This is a genomic window from Mucilaginibacter gossypii, assembly GCF_900100945.1.
GTDB classification, from domain to species: Bacteria; Bacteroidota; Bacteroidia; order Sphingobacteriales; family Sphingobacteriaceae; genus Mucilaginibacter; species Mucilaginibacter gossypii.
In genome coordinates this window covers 498674-516727 of the sequence record NZ_FNCG01000002.1, presented here as the reverse complement: position 1 = coordinate 516727, position 18054 = coordinate 498674, and the positions used below count along the sequence as shown (strand labels likewise).

20 protein-coding genes are annotated in these 18054 nt (G+C 43.2%); 9 read left to right on the top strand and 11 right to left on the bottom strand.

Annotation, left to right across the window (positions count from 1 at the left end; genetic code table 11):
• Positions 1 to 39: 39 nt before the first annotated feature.
• The 4 genes from BLS28_RS05715 to BLS28_RS05700 form a co-directional block, all read right to left on the bottom strand.
• Positions 40 to 1296, bottom strand: coding sequence for an aspartate kinase (locus BLS28_RS05715; protein WP_091163310.1), 1257 nt, complete (start codon positions 1294 to 1296; stop codon positions 40 to 42).
• Positions 1297 to 2094, bottom strand: coding sequence for a DUF3298 and DUF4163 domain-containing protein (locus BLS28_RS05710; protein WP_091163309.1), 798 nt, complete (start codon positions 2092 to 2094; stop codon positions 1297 to 1299). It abuts the gene before it with no gap.
• 10 nt (positions 2095 to 2104) lie between these two features.
• On the bottom strand, positions 2105 to 2623 hold the full coding sequence (locus tag BLS28_RS05705) for a GNAT family N-acetyltransferase (protein WP_091163308.1): 519 nt from the start codon (positions 2621 to 2623) through the stop codon (positions 2105 to 2107).
• A 392-nt stretch (positions 2624 to 3015) separates the two neighbouring features.
• Positions 3016 to 3705: a YggS family pyridoxal phosphate-dependent enzyme gene (locus BLS28_RS05700; protein ID WP_091163307.1), complete on the bottom strand. Its 690-nt coding sequence runs from the start codon at positions 3703 to 3705 to the stop codon at positions 3016 to 3018.
• Between the two features lie 43 nt (positions 3706 to 3748).
• Between BLS28_RS05700 and BLS28_RS05695 the strand changes: the two genes are divergently transcribed.
• From BLS28_RS05695 to BLS28_RS05680, 4 genes are all read left to right on the top strand, one after another.
• Positions 3749 to 4324 carry a DUF4296 domain-containing protein gene (locus BLS28_RS05695; RefSeq protein ID WP_090523992.1) on the top strand — a complete coding sequence of 192 codons (576 nt, stop codon included), beginning with the start codon at positions 3749 to 3751 and terminating at the stop codon, positions 4322 to 4324.
• Between the two features lie 4 nt (positions 4325 to 4328).
• Positions 4329 to 6692, top strand: coding sequence for an endonuclease MutS2 (locus BLS28_RS05690; protein ID WP_091163306.1), 2364 nt, complete (start codon positions 4329 to 4331; stop codon positions 6690 to 6692).
• Between the two features lie 160 nt (positions 6693 to 6852).
• Positions 6853 to 7215 carry a VOC family protein gene (locus BLS28_RS05685; RefSeq protein WP_208102442.1) on the top strand — a complete coding sequence of 121 codons (363 nt, stop codon included), beginning with the start codon at positions 6853 to 6855 and terminating at the stop codon, positions 7213 to 7215.
• A 277-nt stretch (positions 7216 to 7492) separates the two neighbouring features.
• Positions 7493 to 8578 (top strand): SGNH/GDSL hydrolase family protein, encoded by a 1086-nt coding sequence (locus BLS28_RS05680; RefSeq protein WP_091163305.1) that lies wholly within the window; start codon positions 7493 to 7495, stop codon positions 8576 to 8578.
• Positions 8579 to 8724: 146 nt separating this feature from the next.
• Here the strand turns inward: BLS28_RS05680 and BLS28_RS05675 are convergent, their stop codons facing one another.
• Positions 8725 to 9282 carry a hypothetical protein gene (locus BLS28_RS05675; RefSeq protein WP_091163304.1) on the bottom strand — a complete coding sequence of 186 codons (558 nt, stop codon included), beginning with the start codon at positions 9280 to 9282 and terminating at the stop codon, positions 8725 to 8727.
• A gap of 168 nt (positions 9283 to 9450) precedes the next feature.
• On the opposite strand from BLS28_RS05675, the gene BLS28_RS31680 reads away from it, so the two are divergent.
• The 4 genes from BLS28_RS31680 to BLS28_RS05660 all read left to right on the top strand — a co-directional run bounded on the left by BLS28_RS31680 (position 9451) and on the right by BLS28_RS05660 (position 12077).
• The gene (locus BLS28_RS31680; RefSeq protein WP_218134365.1) at positions 9451 to 9627 is read left to right on the top strand and encodes a hypothetical protein; all 177 of its coding nucleotides are present in this window, start codon (positions 9451 to 9453) and stop codon (positions 9625 to 9627) included.
• A gap of 118 nt (positions 9628 to 9745) precedes the next feature.
• The gene (locus BLS28_RS05670) at positions 9746 to 10444 is read left to right on the top strand and encodes a CoA transferase subunit A (RefSeq protein ID WP_091163303.1); all 699 of its coding nucleotides are present in this window, start codon (positions 9746 to 9748) and stop codon (positions 10442 to 10444) included.
• Positions 10445 to 10671: 227 nt separating this feature from the next.
• Complete coding sequence (locus BLS28_RS05665; protein WP_090523970.1) at positions 10672 to 11328, top strand: 3-oxoacid CoA-transferase subunit B; 657 nt, start codon at positions 10672 to 10674, stop codon at positions 11326 to 11328.
• A 410-nt stretch (positions 11329 to 11738) separates the two neighbouring features.
• Complete coding sequence (locus BLS28_RS05660; RefSeq protein ID WP_091163302.1) at positions 11739 to 12077, top strand: superinfection immunity protein; 339 nt, start codon at positions 11739 to 11741, stop codon at positions 12075 to 12077.
• Here the strand turns inward: BLS28_RS05660 and BLS28_RS05655 are convergent.
• The 3 genes from BLS28_RS05655 to BLS28_RS05645 are packed head-to-tail and all read right to left on the bottom strand — an operon-like array spanning position 12074 to position 14519.
• Positions 12074 to 12706, bottom strand: a complete 633-nt coding sequence (locus BLS28_RS05655; RefSeq protein WP_091163301.1) for a uridine kinase family protein — start codon at positions 12704 to 12706, stop codon at positions 12074 to 12076. The two genes, BLS28_RS05660 and BLS28_RS05655, sit on opposite strands and share 4 nt — an antisense overlap.
• Positions 12699 to 13712, bottom strand: coding sequence for a LysM peptidoglycan-binding domain-containing protein (locus BLS28_RS05650; protein WP_090523953.1), 1014 nt, complete (start codon positions 13710 to 13712; stop codon positions 12699 to 12701). Before BLS28_RS05650 ends, BLS28_RS05655 begins: the two co-directional genes overlap by 8 nt.
• Positions 13713 to 13733: 21 nt before the next feature.
• On the bottom strand, positions 13734 to 14519 hold the full coding sequence (locus BLS28_RS05645) for a DUF4905 domain-containing protein (protein WP_091163300.1): 786 nt from the start codon (positions 14517 to 14519) through the stop codon (positions 13734 to 13736).
• Between the two features lie 74 nt (positions 14520 to 14593).
• On the opposite strand from BLS28_RS05645, the gene BLS28_RS05640 reads away from it, so the two are divergent.
• The gene (locus BLS28_RS05640; protein ID WP_091163299.1) at positions 14594 to 15073 is read left to right on the top strand and encodes a Dps family protein; all 480 of its coding nucleotides are present in this window, start codon (positions 14594 to 14596) and stop codon (positions 15071 to 15073) included.
• Positions 15074 to 15471: 398 nt separating this feature from the next.
• Here BLS28_RS05640 and BLS28_RS05630 read toward each other — a convergent pair whose 3' ends face one another.
• The 3 genes from BLS28_RS05630 to BLS28_RS05620 form a co-directional block, all read right to left on the bottom strand.
• The gene (locus BLS28_RS05630) at positions 15472 to 15702 is read right to left on the bottom strand and encodes a hypothetical protein (RefSeq protein WP_143020702.1); all 231 of its coding nucleotides are present in this window, start codon (positions 15700 to 15702) and stop codon (positions 15472 to 15474) included.
• Between the two features lie 278 nt (positions 15703 to 15980).
• A complete protein-coding gene (locus BLS28_RS05625; RefSeq protein WP_091163297.1) occupies positions 15981 to 16928 on the bottom strand; it encodes a BT_3987 domain-containing protein in 948 nt (315 codons plus the stop codon).
• A 108-nt stretch (positions 16929 to 17036) separates the two neighbouring features.
• On the bottom strand, positions 17037 to 17948 hold the full coding sequence (locus BLS28_RS05620; protein ID WP_091163296.1) for a hypothetical protein: 912 nt from the start codon (positions 17946 to 17948) through the stop codon (positions 17037 to 17039).
• Positions 17949 to 18054: the final 106 nt, after the last annotated feature.

Below are 18054 nucleotides of genomic sequence, written 5' to 3'. Positions count from 1 at the left end.
GAACACTGACGAATGTTGATAAAGTGAGATTTTTGACTTTTACCTAACCACCACCTGTATTGTATTCCTGCTAATTTGCTCCAGCAAAATGGTTTTGCCTTCGGTTAGTTTCTTAACGGTATTCGCCCCGTCATGGCGTACAGTAATGAGCGTTAGCCCATCGTTATATTTCACTTTAAAATCTTGTTTTAGGCCGTTCAGCAACTTTTCAAAACGCTCTTCGTTCAAATCAAAGCAAACCGAAAAACTTAATGCTGATGTTTGCATCACATTTACCTTAACATTGTTTTGAGCAAACAGGCGAAACACATCGCTAAGGTGATCTTCCGTTATAAAAGAGTAATCCTTACCTGATACTGACAGTAATACCTGGTTTTGTTTCAGGATGATCACCGGCTTGGTAAACTGATTATGTCCATCTTCTTTAATTACTGTACCTGGCGCAGATGGGTCTGTAAACGGCTTTACCAGCAGGGGTATTTTAGCATTTTGTAAGGGTTTGATGGTTTTGGGGTGGATGACACTGGCCCCGTAATAGGTCATTTCGATGGCTTCCGTATAGGAGAGCTCATCAAATTTAACCGTATCAGCAAAAAATCTCGGATCGGCGTTCAGGATGCCCGGAACATCTTTCCAGGCAGTAACCGATTCGGCGCCTAAGCAAGCCGCAAATATTGATGCTGTGTAATCAGACCCTTCGCGACCAAGTGTGGTGGTAAAATTTTCGGAGGTGCCGCCCAAAAAGCCCTGGGTTACAACAATACTTTTTTCAAGTAAGGTTGGAAGATCCTTGCTGATACTTGCTTTAGTTTTATCCCAATCTACTATACCCTCTCTGTAAGTATTATCGGTATGCACATATCCGCGTACATCAAGCCATTTACTTTTGAGCCCAACCTTGTTCAGGTAGGCATTAACTATCCGGGTTGACACCAGTTCGCCAATGGATACGATCTGGTCATAAACAAAATCATAGCTATCATGTGGCTCATCCTCAATGGCCCAGTCAATTTCCACAAAAGTATTGGCAACTTCATCAAATACAGGGTGGCCCGGTTCAAATAATCCGCTCAGGATGTTGTAATGATATTCTTTAATTTCGTTAAAGATCCCGTGCATATCATCGGTTTGCTCCATGTAGGCTTTGGTAAGCTTCTCCAGCGCATTGGTGGTTTTGCCCATGGCCGATACCACAATGAGCAATTGTTGATTAGTATATTGTTTTACAACGTTAGCAAGGTTGGTAACACCCGCAGCATCTTTAACCGACGCTCCTCCGAATTTAAAAACAAGCATTTATTTAATGAATTGACTTACAACCGAACCCGGCTGTACTAATGATTTGATCTGTGCGTATGGAATAAACAATTCGGTAATACCGGCCGCATATGGTTTAATATCATACTGATTGTACAAAAATTTAATCCCGAGTGGCGTAATGGAAAAATTAGTATTGAGCGCGAATTTGTTATCCTTAAAAAAATAATTGGTGGCGAGTGATGCGGTATCACTTAATTTTTCATTCTTCCTGAAGATCTTTTCGGCAACGGCATTTAATTTATCATGATACCCGTCAACAAGAACATCATCAAGTTTAAGGTCTTTACCGGCTTTGGTATCCCAGTTTATAAAGCCGACAGATGTGCTGCCATGAGCGCCGCCAGTATATGAATAACCCCGAACTTCGAGCGTTGTTAAGCTCGAATCCTGGTGGATCACCTTAACGGAATCATCCAGCGTAAAAAACATTCCCGGCCGCAGGTTAGTCTTCCTGAATTCATCATATGATTTCAGGAACTTTTTGGTCATCAGCTCCAGGCTGGTGTCGGGCCTTCCATCCATAGCAAACATCGATGTAAGCTTACGGATTATGGTATCATTTAAAATTTTGTCGCTGTCAAACAACGGGTAATTAATTTTCACTACCGTACAGGCGCTATCGGCTTTAGCACCGCAATCTGCCGCCCGTGCTTTGATTACTTTATAAGCATAACGCAGGGTATCAAATGACCTCTCGGGGATTTTATTAGGAACACCCCACTGACACGATGATAATCCCATCGCCAGAAAAAACGCCAGGCACAGATTTTTCATAGGTATAGTATTAGTAGTTTAACAACTGCTCTTTTGAAAGCGAAGCATTTAACCAGCCCGCCTCAATATTCGCGCCGTACTTATTGTAAAAGTTAATGGCCGGCTCATTCCAGTCAAGTACCTGCCAAACCATACCGCTGAAACCTCTTTCTTTAGCTTCCTGGATCAACCTGTCGAAAAGTAGTTTGCCGATCTTTTTGCCACGCATATCTTCAGTTACAATGAGATCTTCAAGGTACATGCGGGAGCCTTTCCAGGTGGAGTATCGGATATAGTATAGGGCAAAACCAACCACAAGGCCGTCAACTTCGGCAACAAAAGCTTTCCAGACCGGGTTAGGGCCAAACCCGGCTTCTTCAAAATGCTGCAGGGTTACGGTAACCTCGTCCGGGGCTTTTTCATAGAGGGCAAGCTCATGCACCAGCTCCATCAGGCGCGGACAGTCGGTTTGAATGGCTTCCCTTATAATTAGCCCCCCGGCCCCCTGAAGAGGGTGCTGACTTTCAATTTTATTTTCTGTATTATTCATTTTTATCTTTTCGCTTCGCAGTTGTTGGTGTTGTCACCAACAATTTTATATTTATTTTAACAGGTGTTCAACTTTTTTAGGTGTGAACACTCATAGTTACCTTCAAAACAAAACTAATTGATAATCAGATATTTAATTTACCACCCACTGCACATTTAAGCAACAATGAACGCATAATAACTGACAATCAGCCACTTAACTTTTTGCAACTTTAAAAGTTGAACACCCGTTTTTGAAAAATTGAACACTCAAATTTCATTGCAAAAAACATGTTGCTGGTAACAACACCAACAACGGCCATAGCAAGAATGACGAAGCAATCGCATACTACACGAGGCGGCTATGCCTCCATGCGATTGCCACGCTGCGCTCGCAATGACATGATGTGCTAATTAATTATTCTTCCAGTGCTTAATTACCCTGCCGCCAAATATGGTACTGCCCAGCCTTACCATATTACTGCCCTGCTCAATAGCCAGTTTATAATCAGACGACATGCCCATCGACAGGATATCAAAGCTTTCCTCTTTCCGGAAATAACTCACTTTTATGCCCTCGAAAAAGGTGTTCAGTTCGTAATATTCTTCTTTAATCTGCTTTTCGTTATCAGTATTGGTAGCAATACCCATCAAGCCACGGATCCGGATATTTTTCATTGCAGCAAACTCTTCAGAGCGCAGCAATTCTATTGCTTCATCAAAGCCCAGTCCGTATTTGGTTTCTTCGTCGGCTATATAAATTTGCAAAAGGCAGTCAATTATTCTTCCGGCTTTTTCAGCATGTTTGTTGATCTCGTGCAAAAGCTTCAGGCTATCAACAGACTGGATCATACTTACAAAAGGCGCTATATACTTTACCTTATTGGTTTGCAGGTGACCAATCAAATGCCATTCGATATCTTTAGGCAGTTGCTCATACTTCTCAACCATCTCCTGCACTATGTTTTCGCCAAAAAGGCGCTGTCCGGCATCATATGCTTCCTGTACATCTGCAACAGGTTTTGTTTTTGATACGGCCAATAATATTACCTTATCTGCTTCCGTTTCCTTTTTTAAGCTTTTGATGTTATCTGCAATGCTCATTTATCCGTAAATTTGCTTAATTAATCAGCCGCTAAATTACTGAATGCATAAATATATAACCTTGTTTTTTTCTGCAGCACTTTTTTTATGTGCCTGCAATGGCAAAAGTATTCCCAACGACGTCCTCAAACCCGACGCTATGGCAGCGGTGTTAACCGAAATGCACATCATCGACGGCAGCCTGTATAATACCACGCAGATACCCGATAGTTTGTATAAATACGGCGCGGGTAAATATATTGCCATGTTTCAGCGCCTGCATACCGATACCGCGCATTTCAACCGCAGCATGCGGTACTACGCCATGCAGCCCGATAAACTGCTGGCCATTTATGACCAGGTAGATATTAAAATTAAAAGTAAAACCGATTCGCTTGCCAAAGTGCAAACAGAACAGAGCAAGGCTACGCGTAAGCTCGATTCGCTAAAAAACTTAAATATTAAAACTAAAATAGATTCGGCAAGAAAAATGCATCCGCATGAAAACACGGAAGCCCGCAAAGCCGACTCATTGAAAAATTTAAAAACTAAACTAAAAACCGACTCGGCAAGGAGATTCCATCCCCGCAAAAGCAAGAAAGCCCGCAAAGCCGATTCGTTAAAAAACTTAAAGTCATAACCTGATGCTTTACCCCCAAAACAGTGTAGATAAGCTGGGTTTTACCGAGATAAAAGAACTGATAAAAGCACATTGCCTGAGCGAAATGGGTCAACAAATGGTTGACAAGATCCAGGTGATGAGCAATTACGACCAGATCCATAAATTCCTGAGCCAGGCAAACGAGTTTAAGAATATCCTGGTTAATGATGAGGTCCTGCCCATCCAGCATTTTTTCGATATAAAGTCCCTTGCCAATAAAGCCCGTATAGAGGGCGTTTTTTTAAGCGAAGAAGAGTTTTACCAGGTTCAGGCTTCGTTAACCACGGTATTTGCCGTTATTGCCTATTTTAACGAGCGTGAAGGCTTGTACCCTAACCTTGAAGCCCTTTTTGAGCACCTGCCTATTGAAAAGGCAATCCTTAAAAAGATAGACGCCGTAATTGATCAGAAAGGCAAGATCAGGCCCAATGCTTCGCGCGAGCTGATGGAAATTACCACAGGCATTGCCAAAGCCGAGCAGGAAGCCCGCAAAAAAATTGATATGGTTTTTAAAAATGCCACATCAAACGGCTGGGCTGCCGATGGTTCGTTAACAGTACGCGATGGTAGGCTGGTGATCCCCCTGCTGGCCGAAAACAAACGCAAGCTGAAAGGTTTTGTGCATGACGAATCAGCATCGGGCCAAACAGTTTATATTGAACCCGAAGAGGTATTTGTACTCAACAACCGCATCCGCGACCTGGAGTTTGAACGCCGCCGGGAGATAGTAAAAATTCTGACCGCCTTAACTACCGAATTAAGGCCTTATGTGCCTTTGCTACTCTCCTATCATGGTTTGCTAACCAAGCTTGATTTTGTGCGCGCCAAAGCCCTGTTTGCCATTGATATTGAGGCCGAAATGCCGCAGGTGATAAACGAGGCCAGGGTTAAATTATACAATGCCCGTCACCCGCTATTGTTCCTGAATTTTAAGGCAGAGAAAAAAACGGTTGTCCCACTCAATATGCAGATAGACGAAGGTACCCGCATCATCGTGGTATCGGGTCCCAACGCCGGCGGTAAATCTGTTTGTATGAAAACCGTTGGTTTATTGCAAATGATGGTGCAGGCTGGCTTACTGATCCCTGCCGATGAGGCCAGCGTTGTAGGTGTGTTCAAGCAACTTTTTGTTGATATAGGCGATGACCAATCGATAGAAAGTGATTTGAGTACGTATAGCGCCCACCTGTCCAAAATGAAAAACTTTGTGGAGCAGGCCAACGGCAAAACCCTGATCCTGATAGATGAATTTGGTACCGGTACCGATCCGCAATTTGGCGGGCCGATTGCCGAGGCCGTGTTGGAATCGTTGAATCAAAAAAAGGTTAAGGGCATGGTAACTACGCACTACTCCAATCTTAAAATATTTGCCAGCAACACCGAGGGCATTGAAAATGCTTCGATGTTGTTCAATAATATTGAGATGAGGCCGCTGTACCAGTTGGAGATCGGCAAACCCGGCAGTTCATATGCTTTTGAGATTGCCCAAAAAATAGGCTTGCCGGCAAACGTGCTTAACCTCGCCAAAAACAAAATAAGTGAGGGGCAAAAAAAGGTGGATACCCTGCTTGTTGACCTGGAGCGTGAAAAGCGCTCTATTTTTGAAACCAAACAAAAACTGGATAAACAACAACGCAAGGTTAATGAGCTGCTTGCAGAAAACGAGAAGTTAAAAAGCTATCTCGAAGAAAATAAACGCACACTGATTAAGGAAGCCAAGGATCAGGCTAAGAACATTATCCTGAACGCAAACAAGCTGGTTGAAAATACCATTTCCGAAATAAAGAGCAGCAATGCCGATAAAGAAAAGACAAAGCAGCTGCGCGAAAATCTGAATGTTGAGCTTAAAAAGAACACCGTTAAAACTGAGGCCCCAAAACCTGCTGCTCCTGCCGATGAAGAATTAAAACCTGGCGACTGGGTGAAACTCATCGATTCGGAAACTACAGGCCAGGTGATAGAGATCATTAAAGAGAATGTAGTAATTGCCATTGGCGATTTACGCACGGTTGCTAAAAAGAAACGCGTGATCAAAGTTTCCAAATCATCGGTACCTAAAGAGATCAGGCGAAATTTCAGTTCGCACACCAATGACATGGCCAGTTTTAGTCCGGAGATTGACGTACGTGGCCAGCGTACCGAAGATGCGCTTCACGCCATTGAAAAACTGTTTGATCGTGCACTGATGATGGGTTTTAACAACCTCAAGATCATTCATGGTAAAGGCGATGGAATTTTACGCAAAATGATCAGGCAATACCTCAAAAAATATGAACAGGTTGACCGCATGGAAGATGAGCATGCTGATCGTGGCGGAGATGGAATAACTTATGTATATTTGAAGTAACCATAACGTTAAAATATCATAAAAGCCCCGTCATTGCGAGGTACCAAGCAATCCCCGATTAGCATAGCCGCTCTGTAAAGTTTGGGATTGCTTCGTACCTCGCAATGACGGCTTTAATTGAACTACGTTTTTACAATTTGCGCCCTAACTTATTTCAAATATGTCTTTAAAATCTATTGCTCCCATGTTATACACCCGGCAGGTACGGGAAAGTGTTGATTTTTACATTAATAACCTTGGTTTTACCTGTATTGGCTATGATGAAGACTGGGGCTGGGCTACGGTAAGCCGTGATGATATTGAGATCATGTTAGCTTTGCCTGTTGATAATGCATCGTTCACCGTGCCCAAATTTACCGGCTCGTTTTATATCCGGACAGATAAAGTTGATCTATTGTGGAGCGAACTGAAAGACAGGGCAGTAATTTGCTACCCTATTGAAGATTTTAATTACGGCATGCGCGAATTCGGCGTTTTTGACTATAATGGTTACCTGCTGCAATTTGGGATGCCAATTGAATGATAGTTTCTTAACAAATATTTGCGAATAGGCTAATAACTTATCCGCGTTTTGCATAAGTTTCCTATTTTTAGGGCAACCCCGCCGTTGTTGGTGTTGTCACCAACAAAATTTGTTTACCAGTTTTATTAACGGTAACGTAATTAAAAAACATAATTTATTGAAAGAATAGAAGTTGTTGGGGACAACACCAACAACGGCATAGGCATAGAGGAGATTTTTTTGCTGCATTGATTTTGCATAAGTTTCCTATTTTTAGGGCGGCCAAACCCTAATAAAGATGCGCAGATTATATTTTCTTGTATTTTTCATTGCATTTACCGGTTCAATAACAAGCTGTCTTGCTCAAAATATTATTTTAAAGAGCAAAGATCAGCGCATCCGCTACACCGGTCGGATCAATCAAACTGATGAAGCTGCCGAACTGTACTGGACGGGCTCATCATTAAAAATTAGTTTTGACGGAACCGGCGCATCGGCTGTGATGCAGGATGAACGGGGCGAAAACTATTTTACCATCATTGTTGATGACAAGGTTGTAAACACCATTCACCTTGATAATACCAAACAGGCTTATACACTCGCTGAGAACCTGCCGAGCGGTAAGCACACCCTCGAACTGTTTAAACGTACCGAATGGGACAAAGGCAAAACCCTTTTTTATCAGTTCACCTTGGCCAAAGAAGCTACTGCATTAACTGCACCAGAGGCTAAAAAACGTAAGATCGAATTTTTCGGCAACTCCATTACCTGCGGTTATGCCGATGAGGACACCACCGGGCAGGATCGTGGCAGCGCCCCTTATGAAAACGGCTACCTTAGCTACGCGGCCCTTACTGCCCGTCACTTTAATGCACAGTATGTTTGCACCTCTAAAAGCGGTATCGGCATTACCGTGAGCTGGTTCCCGCTCATTATGCCCGAAATGTATAACCGCCTTGATCCAACAGACCCAACAAGCACCTGGAATTTCAAAAAGTATACGCCCGATGTAGTAGTGATCAACCTGTTTCAAAATGATTCGTGGATTGTAAACCAACCCAACAATCCACAGTTTAAAGAGCGCTTTGGCAGTAAAGCCCCCGAGCCGGAGCAGATCATTAAAGCTTATAAAGAGTTTGTAAAAAGTATCCGCAAGGTATATCCTAAAGCACAGATCATTTGCGCGCTGGGCAGCATGGATGCAACCAAAGCAGGTTCGCCATGGCCTGGTTATATCGAAAAGGCCGTTGCTGCTTTAAATGATAAAGGCATTTACACGCACTTTATTCCTTATAAAAATACACCGGGGCATCCGAGCCTGAAAGAGCAGCAAGCTATGGCCGATGATTTGATCGCTTTTATGGAAAAGACGGTTAAGTGGTAAAATATAAAACCATGTCATTGAGCGTAACGCGGCAATCTCGTAGCAATACAGGGCAAATATGCTTTTCGTATTGCAAAACGACGAGATTGCCACGTCGCCCCAAGGCTCATTCCGACTCGCTCTTCGCAATGACATAAAATTTCACCTTACTCCCCTACCTTCTGCTGATCAGGCAACTCATTAGGTCCTGGAATATTGGTTTGTTGCTTTTTGCTGGCATCCCCGTCATCATCGGCAGTTCCTTCCTGGTATTGCTGCTGCGGGTTGGGCTTGCTATTACTGGTTTCCGTTTGTCCATTGTCCTCATCCGAACGGCCGTTTTGTGATACGTTGATCACATTGCCGTAGTTGGCGTTACCTGCCTGGTTAGGATCTTTAAAATTGCTGTTTTCGGGATGTTCCTCGGCAGGCTGGGTGCGGTTAAAGTATTCGTTATTATTGCCCGCCATTTGTGACGGATTGTCTTTATCGTTACCGGCCGGGGTGATATTGTTTTGACCAAAATTTTCGCCTCCCATACCGTTTCCTTCCATACCTGGGTCATTGGGGCTGTTCATTTCTGAGCTACCAAACAGATAACTTCGCTTCAGGTCTTTTTCGTCCTCATTATTGTCGTCGTCCACCCGGTAAGCATTGGGTTTGTTTTCTTCATGTTCGGGGCGTTTAAGCTCGTCGCTCCTGAACTCGTCATCTCTTAATTCCATAGGTTTTGATATTTGGTGTATTAATTAATAATAAAATTAATTTCTATTTGTTTTATAAAACCTATAAAACATCATTTATAAAAACACAGTCGTGCGGTAGGAAGTTATCTACATAACAATAAGCATTAAGCTTATTTTACTTAAATTTATAGCAACCAATTATAATATATGAATAAAGTAGTTAGTGGTGCCGATGAGGCCATCCGCGACATTTCCGATGGTATGACCCTCATGCTGGGCGGCTTTGGTTTATGCCTCTTTTGGCGCAAGTCTTGTGTGCAGGGTGGTGCAGAGCTGACTTGTGGCCCCGATCGCCCATTTCCATTCCATCCTTCAAAAGCTTAAGTTAAAACAATGTAATACGCTTACATTCATAAAACACAAACCTGCCCTAATAAGTTATCTACATAACCATAAGCTTCAGGCTTATTTTACTTAAATTTATAGCAACCAATTATAATATATGAATAAAGTAGTTAGTGGTGCCGATGAGGCCATCCGCGATATTACCGACGGCATGACCCTTATGCTCGGCGGATTCGGATTATGCGGATTGCCCGAAAATTGCATTGCCGCCCTGGTAAAAAAGGGGGTTAAGCAACTCACCTGTATCTCCAATAATGCCGGGGTTGATGACTTCGGCATCGGCCTGATGCTGAAGCAGCGCCAAGTAAAAAAAATGATCTCATCGTACGTGGGCGAAAACGCTGAATTTGAACGCCAGTTACTAAGCGGCGAGCTTGAAGTGGAACTGATACCACAAGGTACGCTGGCCACCCGCTGTATGGCCGCCGGTTACGGCATGCCCGCCATATTCACCCCCGCAGGTATTGGCACCGAAGTGGCCGAAGGCAAGGAAGTGCGCAACTTTAACGGTAAGGATTATTTAATGGAGATGGCTTTTAATGCCGACTTTGCCATTGTAAAGGCCTGGAAAGGTGATACTATGGGTAACCTGGTATACCGGTCAACCGCCCGCAATTTTAACCCGGTAATGGCTATGGCCGGTAAGGTAACCATTGCCGAAGTGGAAGAACTGGTACAACCCGGCAAACTTGATCCGGATCATATCCATACACCGGGTATTTATGTACACAGGGTTTTTAAGGGGGCCAACTACGAAAAACGAATTGAGCATGCAACGGTGAGAAGTAAACAATAAATATCAAACACCACGTCATTGCGAGGCACGAAGCAATCCCCGATTGGCAGAGCGACTATACAAGTCTCTCTGTATAGCAAGCGATTGCCTCGTTCCTCAATGACATAATTAATAAAACGCAACATGTCATTGCGAGCGTAGCGTGGCAATCGCACAGAGGCATAGCCACCCTGTATAGCATGCGATTGCTTCGTACCTCGCAATGACATGATTTAATAAAGAAAATCATGCTTGACAAACAAGGCATCGCAAAGCGAATTGCAAAAGAAATAAAAGACGGTTATTATGTTAACCTCGGCATTGGCATCCCAACGCTGGTAGCCAATTATATACCGGATACCATGGATGTGGTATTACAATCCGAAAATGGTTTATTGGGGATGGGACCTTTCCCTTTTGAGGGGGAGGAAGACCCGGATACCATTAATGCAGGCAAACAAACCATCACCATGCTGCCAGGATCGGCCATATTTGATTCGGCCATGAGTTTTGGGATGATCAGGGCTAAAAAGGTAAACCTTACCATCCTTGGCGCTATGGAAGTATCCGAAAATGGGGATATAGCCAACTGGAAAATCCCCGGTAAAATGGTTAAAGGTATGGGTGGCGCTATGGATCTTGTAGCGTCGGCCGAAAATATCATTGTAGCCATGCAGCACGTAAACAAAGCGGGCGAATCAAAGTTGCTGCCCCAGTGTACCCTTCCCCTCACCGGCGTACACTGCGTTAAAAAAATCGTGACGGAGCTGGGTGTATTTGACGTTTTGCCCGAAGGTGGTTTCAGGCTTATTGAAAGGGCTCCGGGAGTAAGTGTTGAAGAAATAAAACAGGCTACGGCAGGGAAGCTCATTATTGAAGGCGACGTGCCGGAAATAATTCTGTAGTCACGTCATTGAGTAACCATCAAGGAAATCCTGAAAAACACCGTGATGACGTATAAAATATATCTTAGCGATGGTGTGTCTGGCGCGTTAGCGATAGCAGCGGATACCGGCCTTGTGGCTAATGCCCGTGCAGTATGAGCGTATAGCGCGGGCCACAGGCAACGCCCATATCACAAAACAGGCCCAAAAAACCAACTTGATAATCAATTATTTACAATGACGTCATCATAAAGCACGAAGACAACCGACCGTAGGGAGCTCATTAATACCTATAAAAATCAAATTACAATTATTAATAATCCTCAATAAGCAAGTCCGCTCTGTATAGCTCGCGATTGCTTCGTTCCTCGCAATGACGATTTAGTAAAACGCTATAGCATCCCTCTCAAAGAAACTCCTATCTTTAAAACATGAATTTCATATTTGGCATTGCTGGAATGATGGGCATGGCAATTGGCGCACTGCTGTATTTTATACCCGCTATAATTGCCCGCGAAAAAGCCGACTTTAAATTAATCTTCCTGTTAAACCTGTTTCTGGGCTGGACTATTATCGGCTGGATTTGGGCGCTTATCTGGTCGTTTGAAAAGGAAAAAGCGCCTTTAGATTATTATAAATCGGGTTATCCGGGTTATACCACCGAAAAAGCGCTGAAGCTGCATGAACTATACAAACAATTTGATGCCGGGGTTATTACCAAAGCCGATTACGACAAAGCACTTAAAGAGATTTTAGGCGATCTGTCTTAAAATAAACGTCCCCTCAAATCAGCCGAAATCTCTTCCGTTATCACCATAATGTCCTCAGCAACGTGGGTGTTATTGGTGATCACACGGTCGCATTCATCTTTGTAGGGCAGCAGGTATTCTTTGTAGGCCGGCACCACGTGGTTGATCCATTTGTACATCACGTCATCGTGCGAATAGCCGCGTTCTATCAGGTCGCGTTTAAGGCGGCGCTGCAGGGCGATGTCTTCATCAGCATCAATAAACACTTTCAAATCAAGCAGCTCCGATATATCTTTAAAATGCAGGATAAACAAGCCCTCCACTATCAAAATAGGTGCAGGCTTGATCTCTATCATTTTGGGGATAGCATCGGGGTTATTGAAAGTGTATTCTTGTTTCAGGATAGCTTCCTTATTTAAAAGCTTGCTGATATCCTGCTGAAAATGTTCATGATCAATAGTTGAAGGAAGATCAAAATTATATTCTTTGTTCTCCTCCTTGGTCATGTTATGTGCTACCGGGATGTAATAATCATCCTGCGATACGAGGCTCACCTCGTCGGCAGTAAAATGTTCTAAAAAGCACTTTAAAAAAAAGGTTTTGCCTGAGCCGCTTCCGCCGGCAATTCCAATAATATAAGGTTTATTCATTCGGGCTGCCGTAGCTGATATTTACCTGGAAACGTTTATCTAAAGCACCTAAAGCATCGGCAGTGTTCTTGGTCATGATGATCAAAACATTTTTGTTTGTTTCGTTATCGGTAAAACGGCCAACAACCTTTGCAAAGGTGGTATGATTGTTCATAGGGTTGGTAATTTTAATGATGGTGCCTATTGGTGCTGTACGGTGCAGCACCAACTCCTTTTTAGGATCTAAACCGGCGTCATCCATCCAGGTAGCCACGCCTTTTTCAACTTTCTCGTATAAACCAAAACGGTTAGCTTTGCCATGGTCGCCGGTGGTGTCCTGCTGCGCAGCAACAGAAGTTGAATCGCGCTGCATTACTGGCTGTTTAACCTCTTCGGGAGGTAAACCGCTGCGCACATTAATCACCTGGTTAGGTGCTAATGAATCAGAGCTTAGTTTATTAAGTGCTTTGATATCCTCAACAGATGTATTAAAACGCTTGGCGATAGAAAACAAGGTTTCGCCCGCCGATACTTTGTATTGCTGCACATTAAGCATGCTTACTTTTTTAACGGTATCGGCAGCTGCTTGCTGTGTTTTATTTACTGTAGCTTGGGCTACAGGCGCAGGTGAGCTAACCGGAGCTTGTACCTGTGGTTTGTTTTGCTGAACAGGGGCCTGGGTAACCGGCTTTTGTTGTACAGGCGCAGAAGTAGTTGCTACCTGTTTTGCAGGCGCAGTTACGGCAGGCTGTGCAGCAGCTTCACCTGAAAAAGGTAATTCGGTAGGTACTTTAACAATGCCGCCAATTTTAAGCGGGGCGTTATTATTAAACTGTATAATAGCTTTAGGGCTGACGTTGTAGCGACGGCCTATAGAGTAGTAATTGTCTTTGGGATCAAGCTTGTGAACGATCACTTTTTTGCCGTTCAGGTTTTCAACACCAATTGAATCAACAACTGGGTTTGCAAAAAGCGATATGGAGAGTGTGAGTAAGGGAGCGACCAATAATAAAATCTTAAATTTCATAATAAATTATAATACAGTAATTTACAAGTTCAACACTATTAAGCCCGATCTGTTTTTTAAATAGATGAGCTGATTATTATGTAGTACAAACGCCTCGGGCTGCATTTTTTGTATAGCGTTATGTAACAAATCGTGATACAAAAGGGTACCCTCCTCGTTAAATACAAACAAGTGCTGTTCAAGATGCTCCTGCAAAAGCGTGTGCAAAGATACAATTCTGAATCTATTGTAGCTGATATAATGAACCGCATTTGCATATACGCTGAGCGGTAAATATAAACTATTTACTTCCGCTGAGGGCAACAGTTCAGGGCTAATGATCTGATTATTCAGCGGTTGATCAGGAACCGGCTCGTATCCTCTTAGTGTATTGCCGATTTTAACATCAAGTAAAAATAATTTCTTCGGTTGTAATTGGGCATTATACACTACAGGGCCATTAACCGACAGATGATCAAAAGCTAAAGTAAAATTATTCCATAACTCTTTGCCCGAAGCGGCTTCAATTGCAGTGACGCCTTTATGTACCGGCCCTGTGGCCGATTGGTAATTATGCAGCAATAATACGCCATCATAAGCAGCTTCAATACCGGTAAGCCAGCGCTCGGGGGTAGTTAAGCCTTCAAAATAAACCTCACCGTTTTGCAGGTTCAGGGCCGAAAAACTAACCTGCTTATCGGCATGGTCCCTGATCTCGAGGAACAGCGTTTGGCTGCTTTCGTCAATTTCCATACGCCAAACCGGGGACTGGTAAGTTTTGCTGATGAAGGGTAAAAGCGAAGTCATAGAGAATGCAAATATGCTCATTAAAATTAAAACTGTTTACCTTTGCCAAACATTGCCCGTAAAGGCATGTTACAACTAAAACATCACTATTATTTATGGACGCAAAAGAAATAAGCCTCGAAGAAGTTAAAGTAAAACCGGTAGTTGACCACCTGAACGACCTGCTGGCTAATTACCATATCCACTACCAAAAACTGCGTGGCTGCCACTGGAACGTTAAAGGCACAAGCTTTTTTACCCTGCACCTGAAATTTGAAGAGCTGTACACTGCCGCGCTGGTTACTATTGATGAGCTTGCCGAAAGGATCCTGAGCCTTGGCAAACCTCCTATCAGTACTTTTAAAGATTATATTGAAACATCAAGCATTAAAGAGATCCAGACCATCGGCCTAAAGGATACCCTGATGGTGAAAGCTATTATTGACGATTTGGCTGCGCTGATAAAAATGGAACGCGAGATATTAACCATCACCGCCGATGCCGGAGACGATGGCACTAACGACATGATCAACCGCTTCATGCAATTCAACGAAAAAAATACATGGATGCTGCGTTCATTCGTGAACGAGGACTAACCCGCACATAATCCTACTGTAAAAAAAGCCACATCAGGAACAATCCGGATGTGGCTTTTTTTAAAACGGGGTTTTCACCGGTTTGCATATTTCGTATATTTGCACGGAACGAAACGCCGTCTCTTTAAGCGGCAGATGTTCTGTTTATTTTCCTATGGTGTAATGGTAGCACGTCAGATTCTGGCTCTGAAGATTGAGGTTCGAGCCCTTGTAGGAAAACTTGTTTTGAAAAGCCCTTAGCGCATTGCTAAGGGCTTTTTTTGCGTTTAAAGGCTAAAAATGCGTCTTTTAAAAAACTTTCAAAATCCAAATTACTTGCCCCCGTTAAGTTGAGCAGCTTTTTTTGTTGAATTTATCGAAAATGTTTTTACCACCATTCAAAACTTTTAAATCGTGGGTCAGTTACCCGATCGGCCGCATCGGTAACCCGAACGTTTGAAAAAATCGTCCACTGCTACCGGGTTTGCGTAATCTAATTCGATGATTTCCTTTAGCGCTGCTTTTTTATCTTTTGCCTGGTCATAATATGCCTGGCATATCCGGTAACCGATAAAGTAGCCCAGGTCGGGCGCGGGCAACGCCGGGTTAAGGCCGGTACTCACCCAGTTATCATTATTTTGAGTATACATTTCCTGTCGGAAAGAGTGCCACACTTCCTTTTCATGCAGGGAACCGTAAGCCAAAAACGAAGGCCTTTAGAGGGTATCTAAAGGCCTTTCAACCTGTTGGTTTCAGTCAAGTGGGTAATATCAGAGTCGGACCGATAACCTCTTGCATGCCAGCGTTTCGGGCTAAACGAACATGTTCACATAGCTGGCATCCTGGCATTTGCCTTTTCTAATCAGGTGTTTTCACCGAATAACGTTTCTGATGAAAGCGTTTGGATTATCTACTGCATTTTTAAGTATCAATTCAACTTGATGCTCTCACTGATTCGCCGATCGCCGGTGCCACCTACGTATTTGTAATTTAGTCTAAAAGTTTTTGTAACCGGATCATACATACATACACCATTATTTTGGATAGTTTGGTTAGCGGCTTCAGGAGCCGATTTAACAGTTACCGAATTATCGGCGTTTACCGTTAAATACATGTAGTAATTACTTCCACTAAGGTCTGCCGCTTCTGAACGTACAGTTGTTCCGTTAATGGTTGTTAAAGTTTTAGTTCTGTTAGTCCATGATCTGTTTATTGAAGGATCAGGAAAAGCGATAGAACCATTTGCTGTATAGGTGCCTTCATACTGACTTTTTATCCCAATAATATAGTATACTGTTTTATAGTAATTGATAGCCTGGCCCTGCGCATCTGTAATAGATAGGGGCAACATATAATTAGTACTAAGCGAAAGGCCCGAGGTAATCAGGTTGATATTATGATTGGCCGATAAAAGTCCGGCCCCGATAGTTACGGTTGAAGCTGGCACATTATAAGCGCTTGATGGCAAAGGTACAAAGGTGGCGTATTGTGCGCTGTTACGATCAGGCAGATCAGTACCGTTTTTTACCGCCTCGGTACTATCGGCAACAAATAGGGCTCTGTGTGCCGCGTTAAGACTGGTAACGGCATTCATATCAACCTGAAGGGTAACTGTTAAGGCCTTTGTAAGCGGTTTTACTGCAGACAGTAACACAGTAGTGGATAAGGACTGCGGCTGCGCGCTGATGCTTTCAGATATTTTATACTTAAAACCGCCATTATCAAACGATGCGGGGCCTGCATGCGCCGCTATAGGCAATTCAACCGAAGTTGGCATCTTCCGGTAATCGTAATTATCGTCGTTTTTTGAGCATGAACTGATTAATACTACCAGGGCCATCAGTACCGGGTAATATTTCACTAAGATCTTTTTCATTTTTTAATTGAGTTAATGATTAATGTTTTTAAATGTCTTTACAACCAGGCAGCGGTCTTTTCTTAAAAAAAATTGGCCAGCGGTCTATCAGCATTTTCACTGTTAAACTTATTTGTATTTAACCTGCGGAAAATCGTGCTGCGCTTTAATAAACTGCGCTTCCCATTCATCACTCCATCCAAAGGCTACAGATGCCTGCGTCTTGAGGTTTACACCGGCGGCACCGCTCCAAAAATGTATAAACTCGCCCCAGTTCAGGTCCCTGGTGTACTCCTTATTTTTTTGCGGGAAATAATCGGCAAGCAAACCAAAATATTTATTCAATACCGCTGCTTCGCCATAGTTATGATAAATTGGGTAGAACCAGTTTTTAAACCACTGCGACCGGGGGCGGGGGAAATCATCATACTGGGTTTGCATTTGTTTATAAACCCTGCCTGCTTCATCTTCCCTACCAATATGTTTCAGTACATCATAGTTAAAAATTTCCATAAACTTGCTATCACCCCATAAAGCATCCGATGGCGAGCCTTTTACCCCGTGGCTGGCACCGCTAACAATGTGCCCTACCTCATGAACAGGCATCCCAATTTGCTGCCCTTCAGAGCCTGTCCAGTCATCAAGCCCGCAATCAATGGTATTGTGATGATCATGACTGGCATCAAAGTACGATGCAGGGTGCCCGCCGCCCAGCTTATTGTTAACCACACGGTGCAACACCACGTACAGGCGGGGATCAGTACCGAATGCTCCGTATGTTTTTTTTACATAAGCCCAAACAGCCGACATGGTTTTATAAGGCCATGTTACTGAAGGGTACATGTTATCATCATAATAAAAAACCACGTTAGCATCGGCATAAGTGCGCGAAACTATAAGGTCGTGCTCAAACCAATGCTCTTTCCAGTTTTTGGCAGGGCTTTTCAGCGTGTCGCCGGAGCTGAACTGAGTTGCCGAACTGATTAAAATATGTGTAAAGAAAAACACCACCAGTAATGATGCATATTTGATAAATTTCATAACAATGTGCTAACATCCTGCGCTGCGGCGCTTTTGCACGGCAACCAGGATTTGTTTATTTAAAACAGGATGATTTGCTTTTTATACCGGCAAAAGCCAATTTCAA

Excerpts from the sequence above, each read along its gene's own strand:
- BLS28_RS05715 (WP_091163310.1), bottom strand. The coding sequence starts at position 1,296 with ATGCTTGTTTTTAAATTCGGAGGAGCGTCGGTTAAAGATGCTGCGGGT.
- BLS28_RS05710 (WP_091163309.1), bottom strand. The coding sequence starts at position 2,094 with ATGAAAAATCTGTGCCTGGCGTTTTTTCTGGCGATGGGATTATCATCG.
- BLS28_RS05705 (WP_091163308.1), bottom strand. The coding sequence starts at position 2,623 with ATGAATAATACAGAAAATAAAATTGAAAGTCAGCACCCTCTTCAGGGG.
- BLS28_RS05700 (WP_091163307.1), bottom strand. The coding sequence starts at position 3,705 with ATGAGCATTGCAGATAACATCAAAAGCTTAAAAAAGGAAACGGAAGCA.
- BLS28_RS05695 (WP_090523992.1), top strand. The coding sequence starts at position 3,749 with ATGCATAAATATATAACCTTGTTTTTTTCTGCAGCACTTTTTTTATGT.
- BLS28_RS05690 (WP_091163306.1), top strand. The coding sequence starts at position 4,329 with ATGCTTTACCCCCAAAACAGTGTAGATAAGCTGGGTTTTACCGAGATA.
- BLS28_RS05685 (WP_208102442.1), top strand. The coding sequence starts at position 6,853 with ATGTCTTTAAAATCTATTGCTCCCATGTTATACACCCGGCAGGTACGG.
- BLS28_RS05680 (WP_091163305.1), top strand. The coding sequence starts at position 7,493 with ATGCGCAGATTATATTTTCTTGTATTTTTCATTGCATTTACCGGTTCA.
- BLS28_RS05675 (WP_091163304.1), bottom strand. The coding sequence starts at position 9,282 with ATGGAATTAAGAGATGACGAGTTCAGGAGCGACGAGCTTAAACGCCCC.
- BLS28_RS31680 (WP_218134365.1), top strand. The coding sequence starts at position 9,451 with ATGAATAAAGTAGTTAGTGGTGCCGATGAGGCCATCCGCGACATTTCC.
- BLS28_RS05670 (WP_091163303.1), top strand. The coding sequence starts at position 9,746 with ATGAATAAAGTAGTTAGTGGTGCCGATGAGGCCATCCGCGATATTACC.
- BLS28_RS05665 (WP_090523970.1), top strand. The coding sequence starts at position 10,672 with ATGCTTGACAAACAAGGCATCGCAAAGCGAATTGCAAAAGAAATAAAA.
- BLS28_RS05660 (WP_091163302.1), top strand. The coding sequence starts at position 11,739 with ATGAATTTCATATTTGGCATTGCTGGAATGATGGGCATGGCAATTGGC.
- BLS28_RS05655 (WP_091163301.1), bottom strand. The coding sequence starts at position 12,706 with ATGAATAAACCTTATATTATTGGAATTGCCGGCGGAAGCGGCTCAGGC.
- BLS28_RS05650 (WP_090523953.1), bottom strand. The coding sequence starts at position 13,712 with ATGAAATTTAAGATTTTATTATTGGTCGCTCCCTTACTCACACTCTCC.
- BLS28_RS05645 (WP_091163300.1), bottom strand. The coding sequence starts at position 14,519 with ATGAGCATATTTGCATTCTCTATGACTTCGCTTTTACCCTTCATCAGC.
- BLS28_RS05640 (WP_091163299.1), top strand. The coding sequence starts at position 14,594 with ATGGACGCAAAAGAAATAAGCCTCGAAGAAGTTAAAGTAAAACCGGTA.
- BLS28_RS05630 (WP_143020702.1), bottom strand. The coding sequence starts at position 15,702 with ATGTATACTCAAAATAATGATAACTGGGTGAGTACCGGCCTTAACCCG.
- BLS28_RS05625 (WP_091163297.1), bottom strand. The coding sequence starts at position 16,928 with ATGAAAAAGATCTTAGTGAAATATTACCCGGTACTGATGGCCCTGGTA.
- BLS28_RS05620 (WP_091163296.1), bottom strand. The coding sequence starts at position 17,948 with ATGAAATTTATCAAATATGCATCATTACTGGTGGTGTTTTTCTTTACA.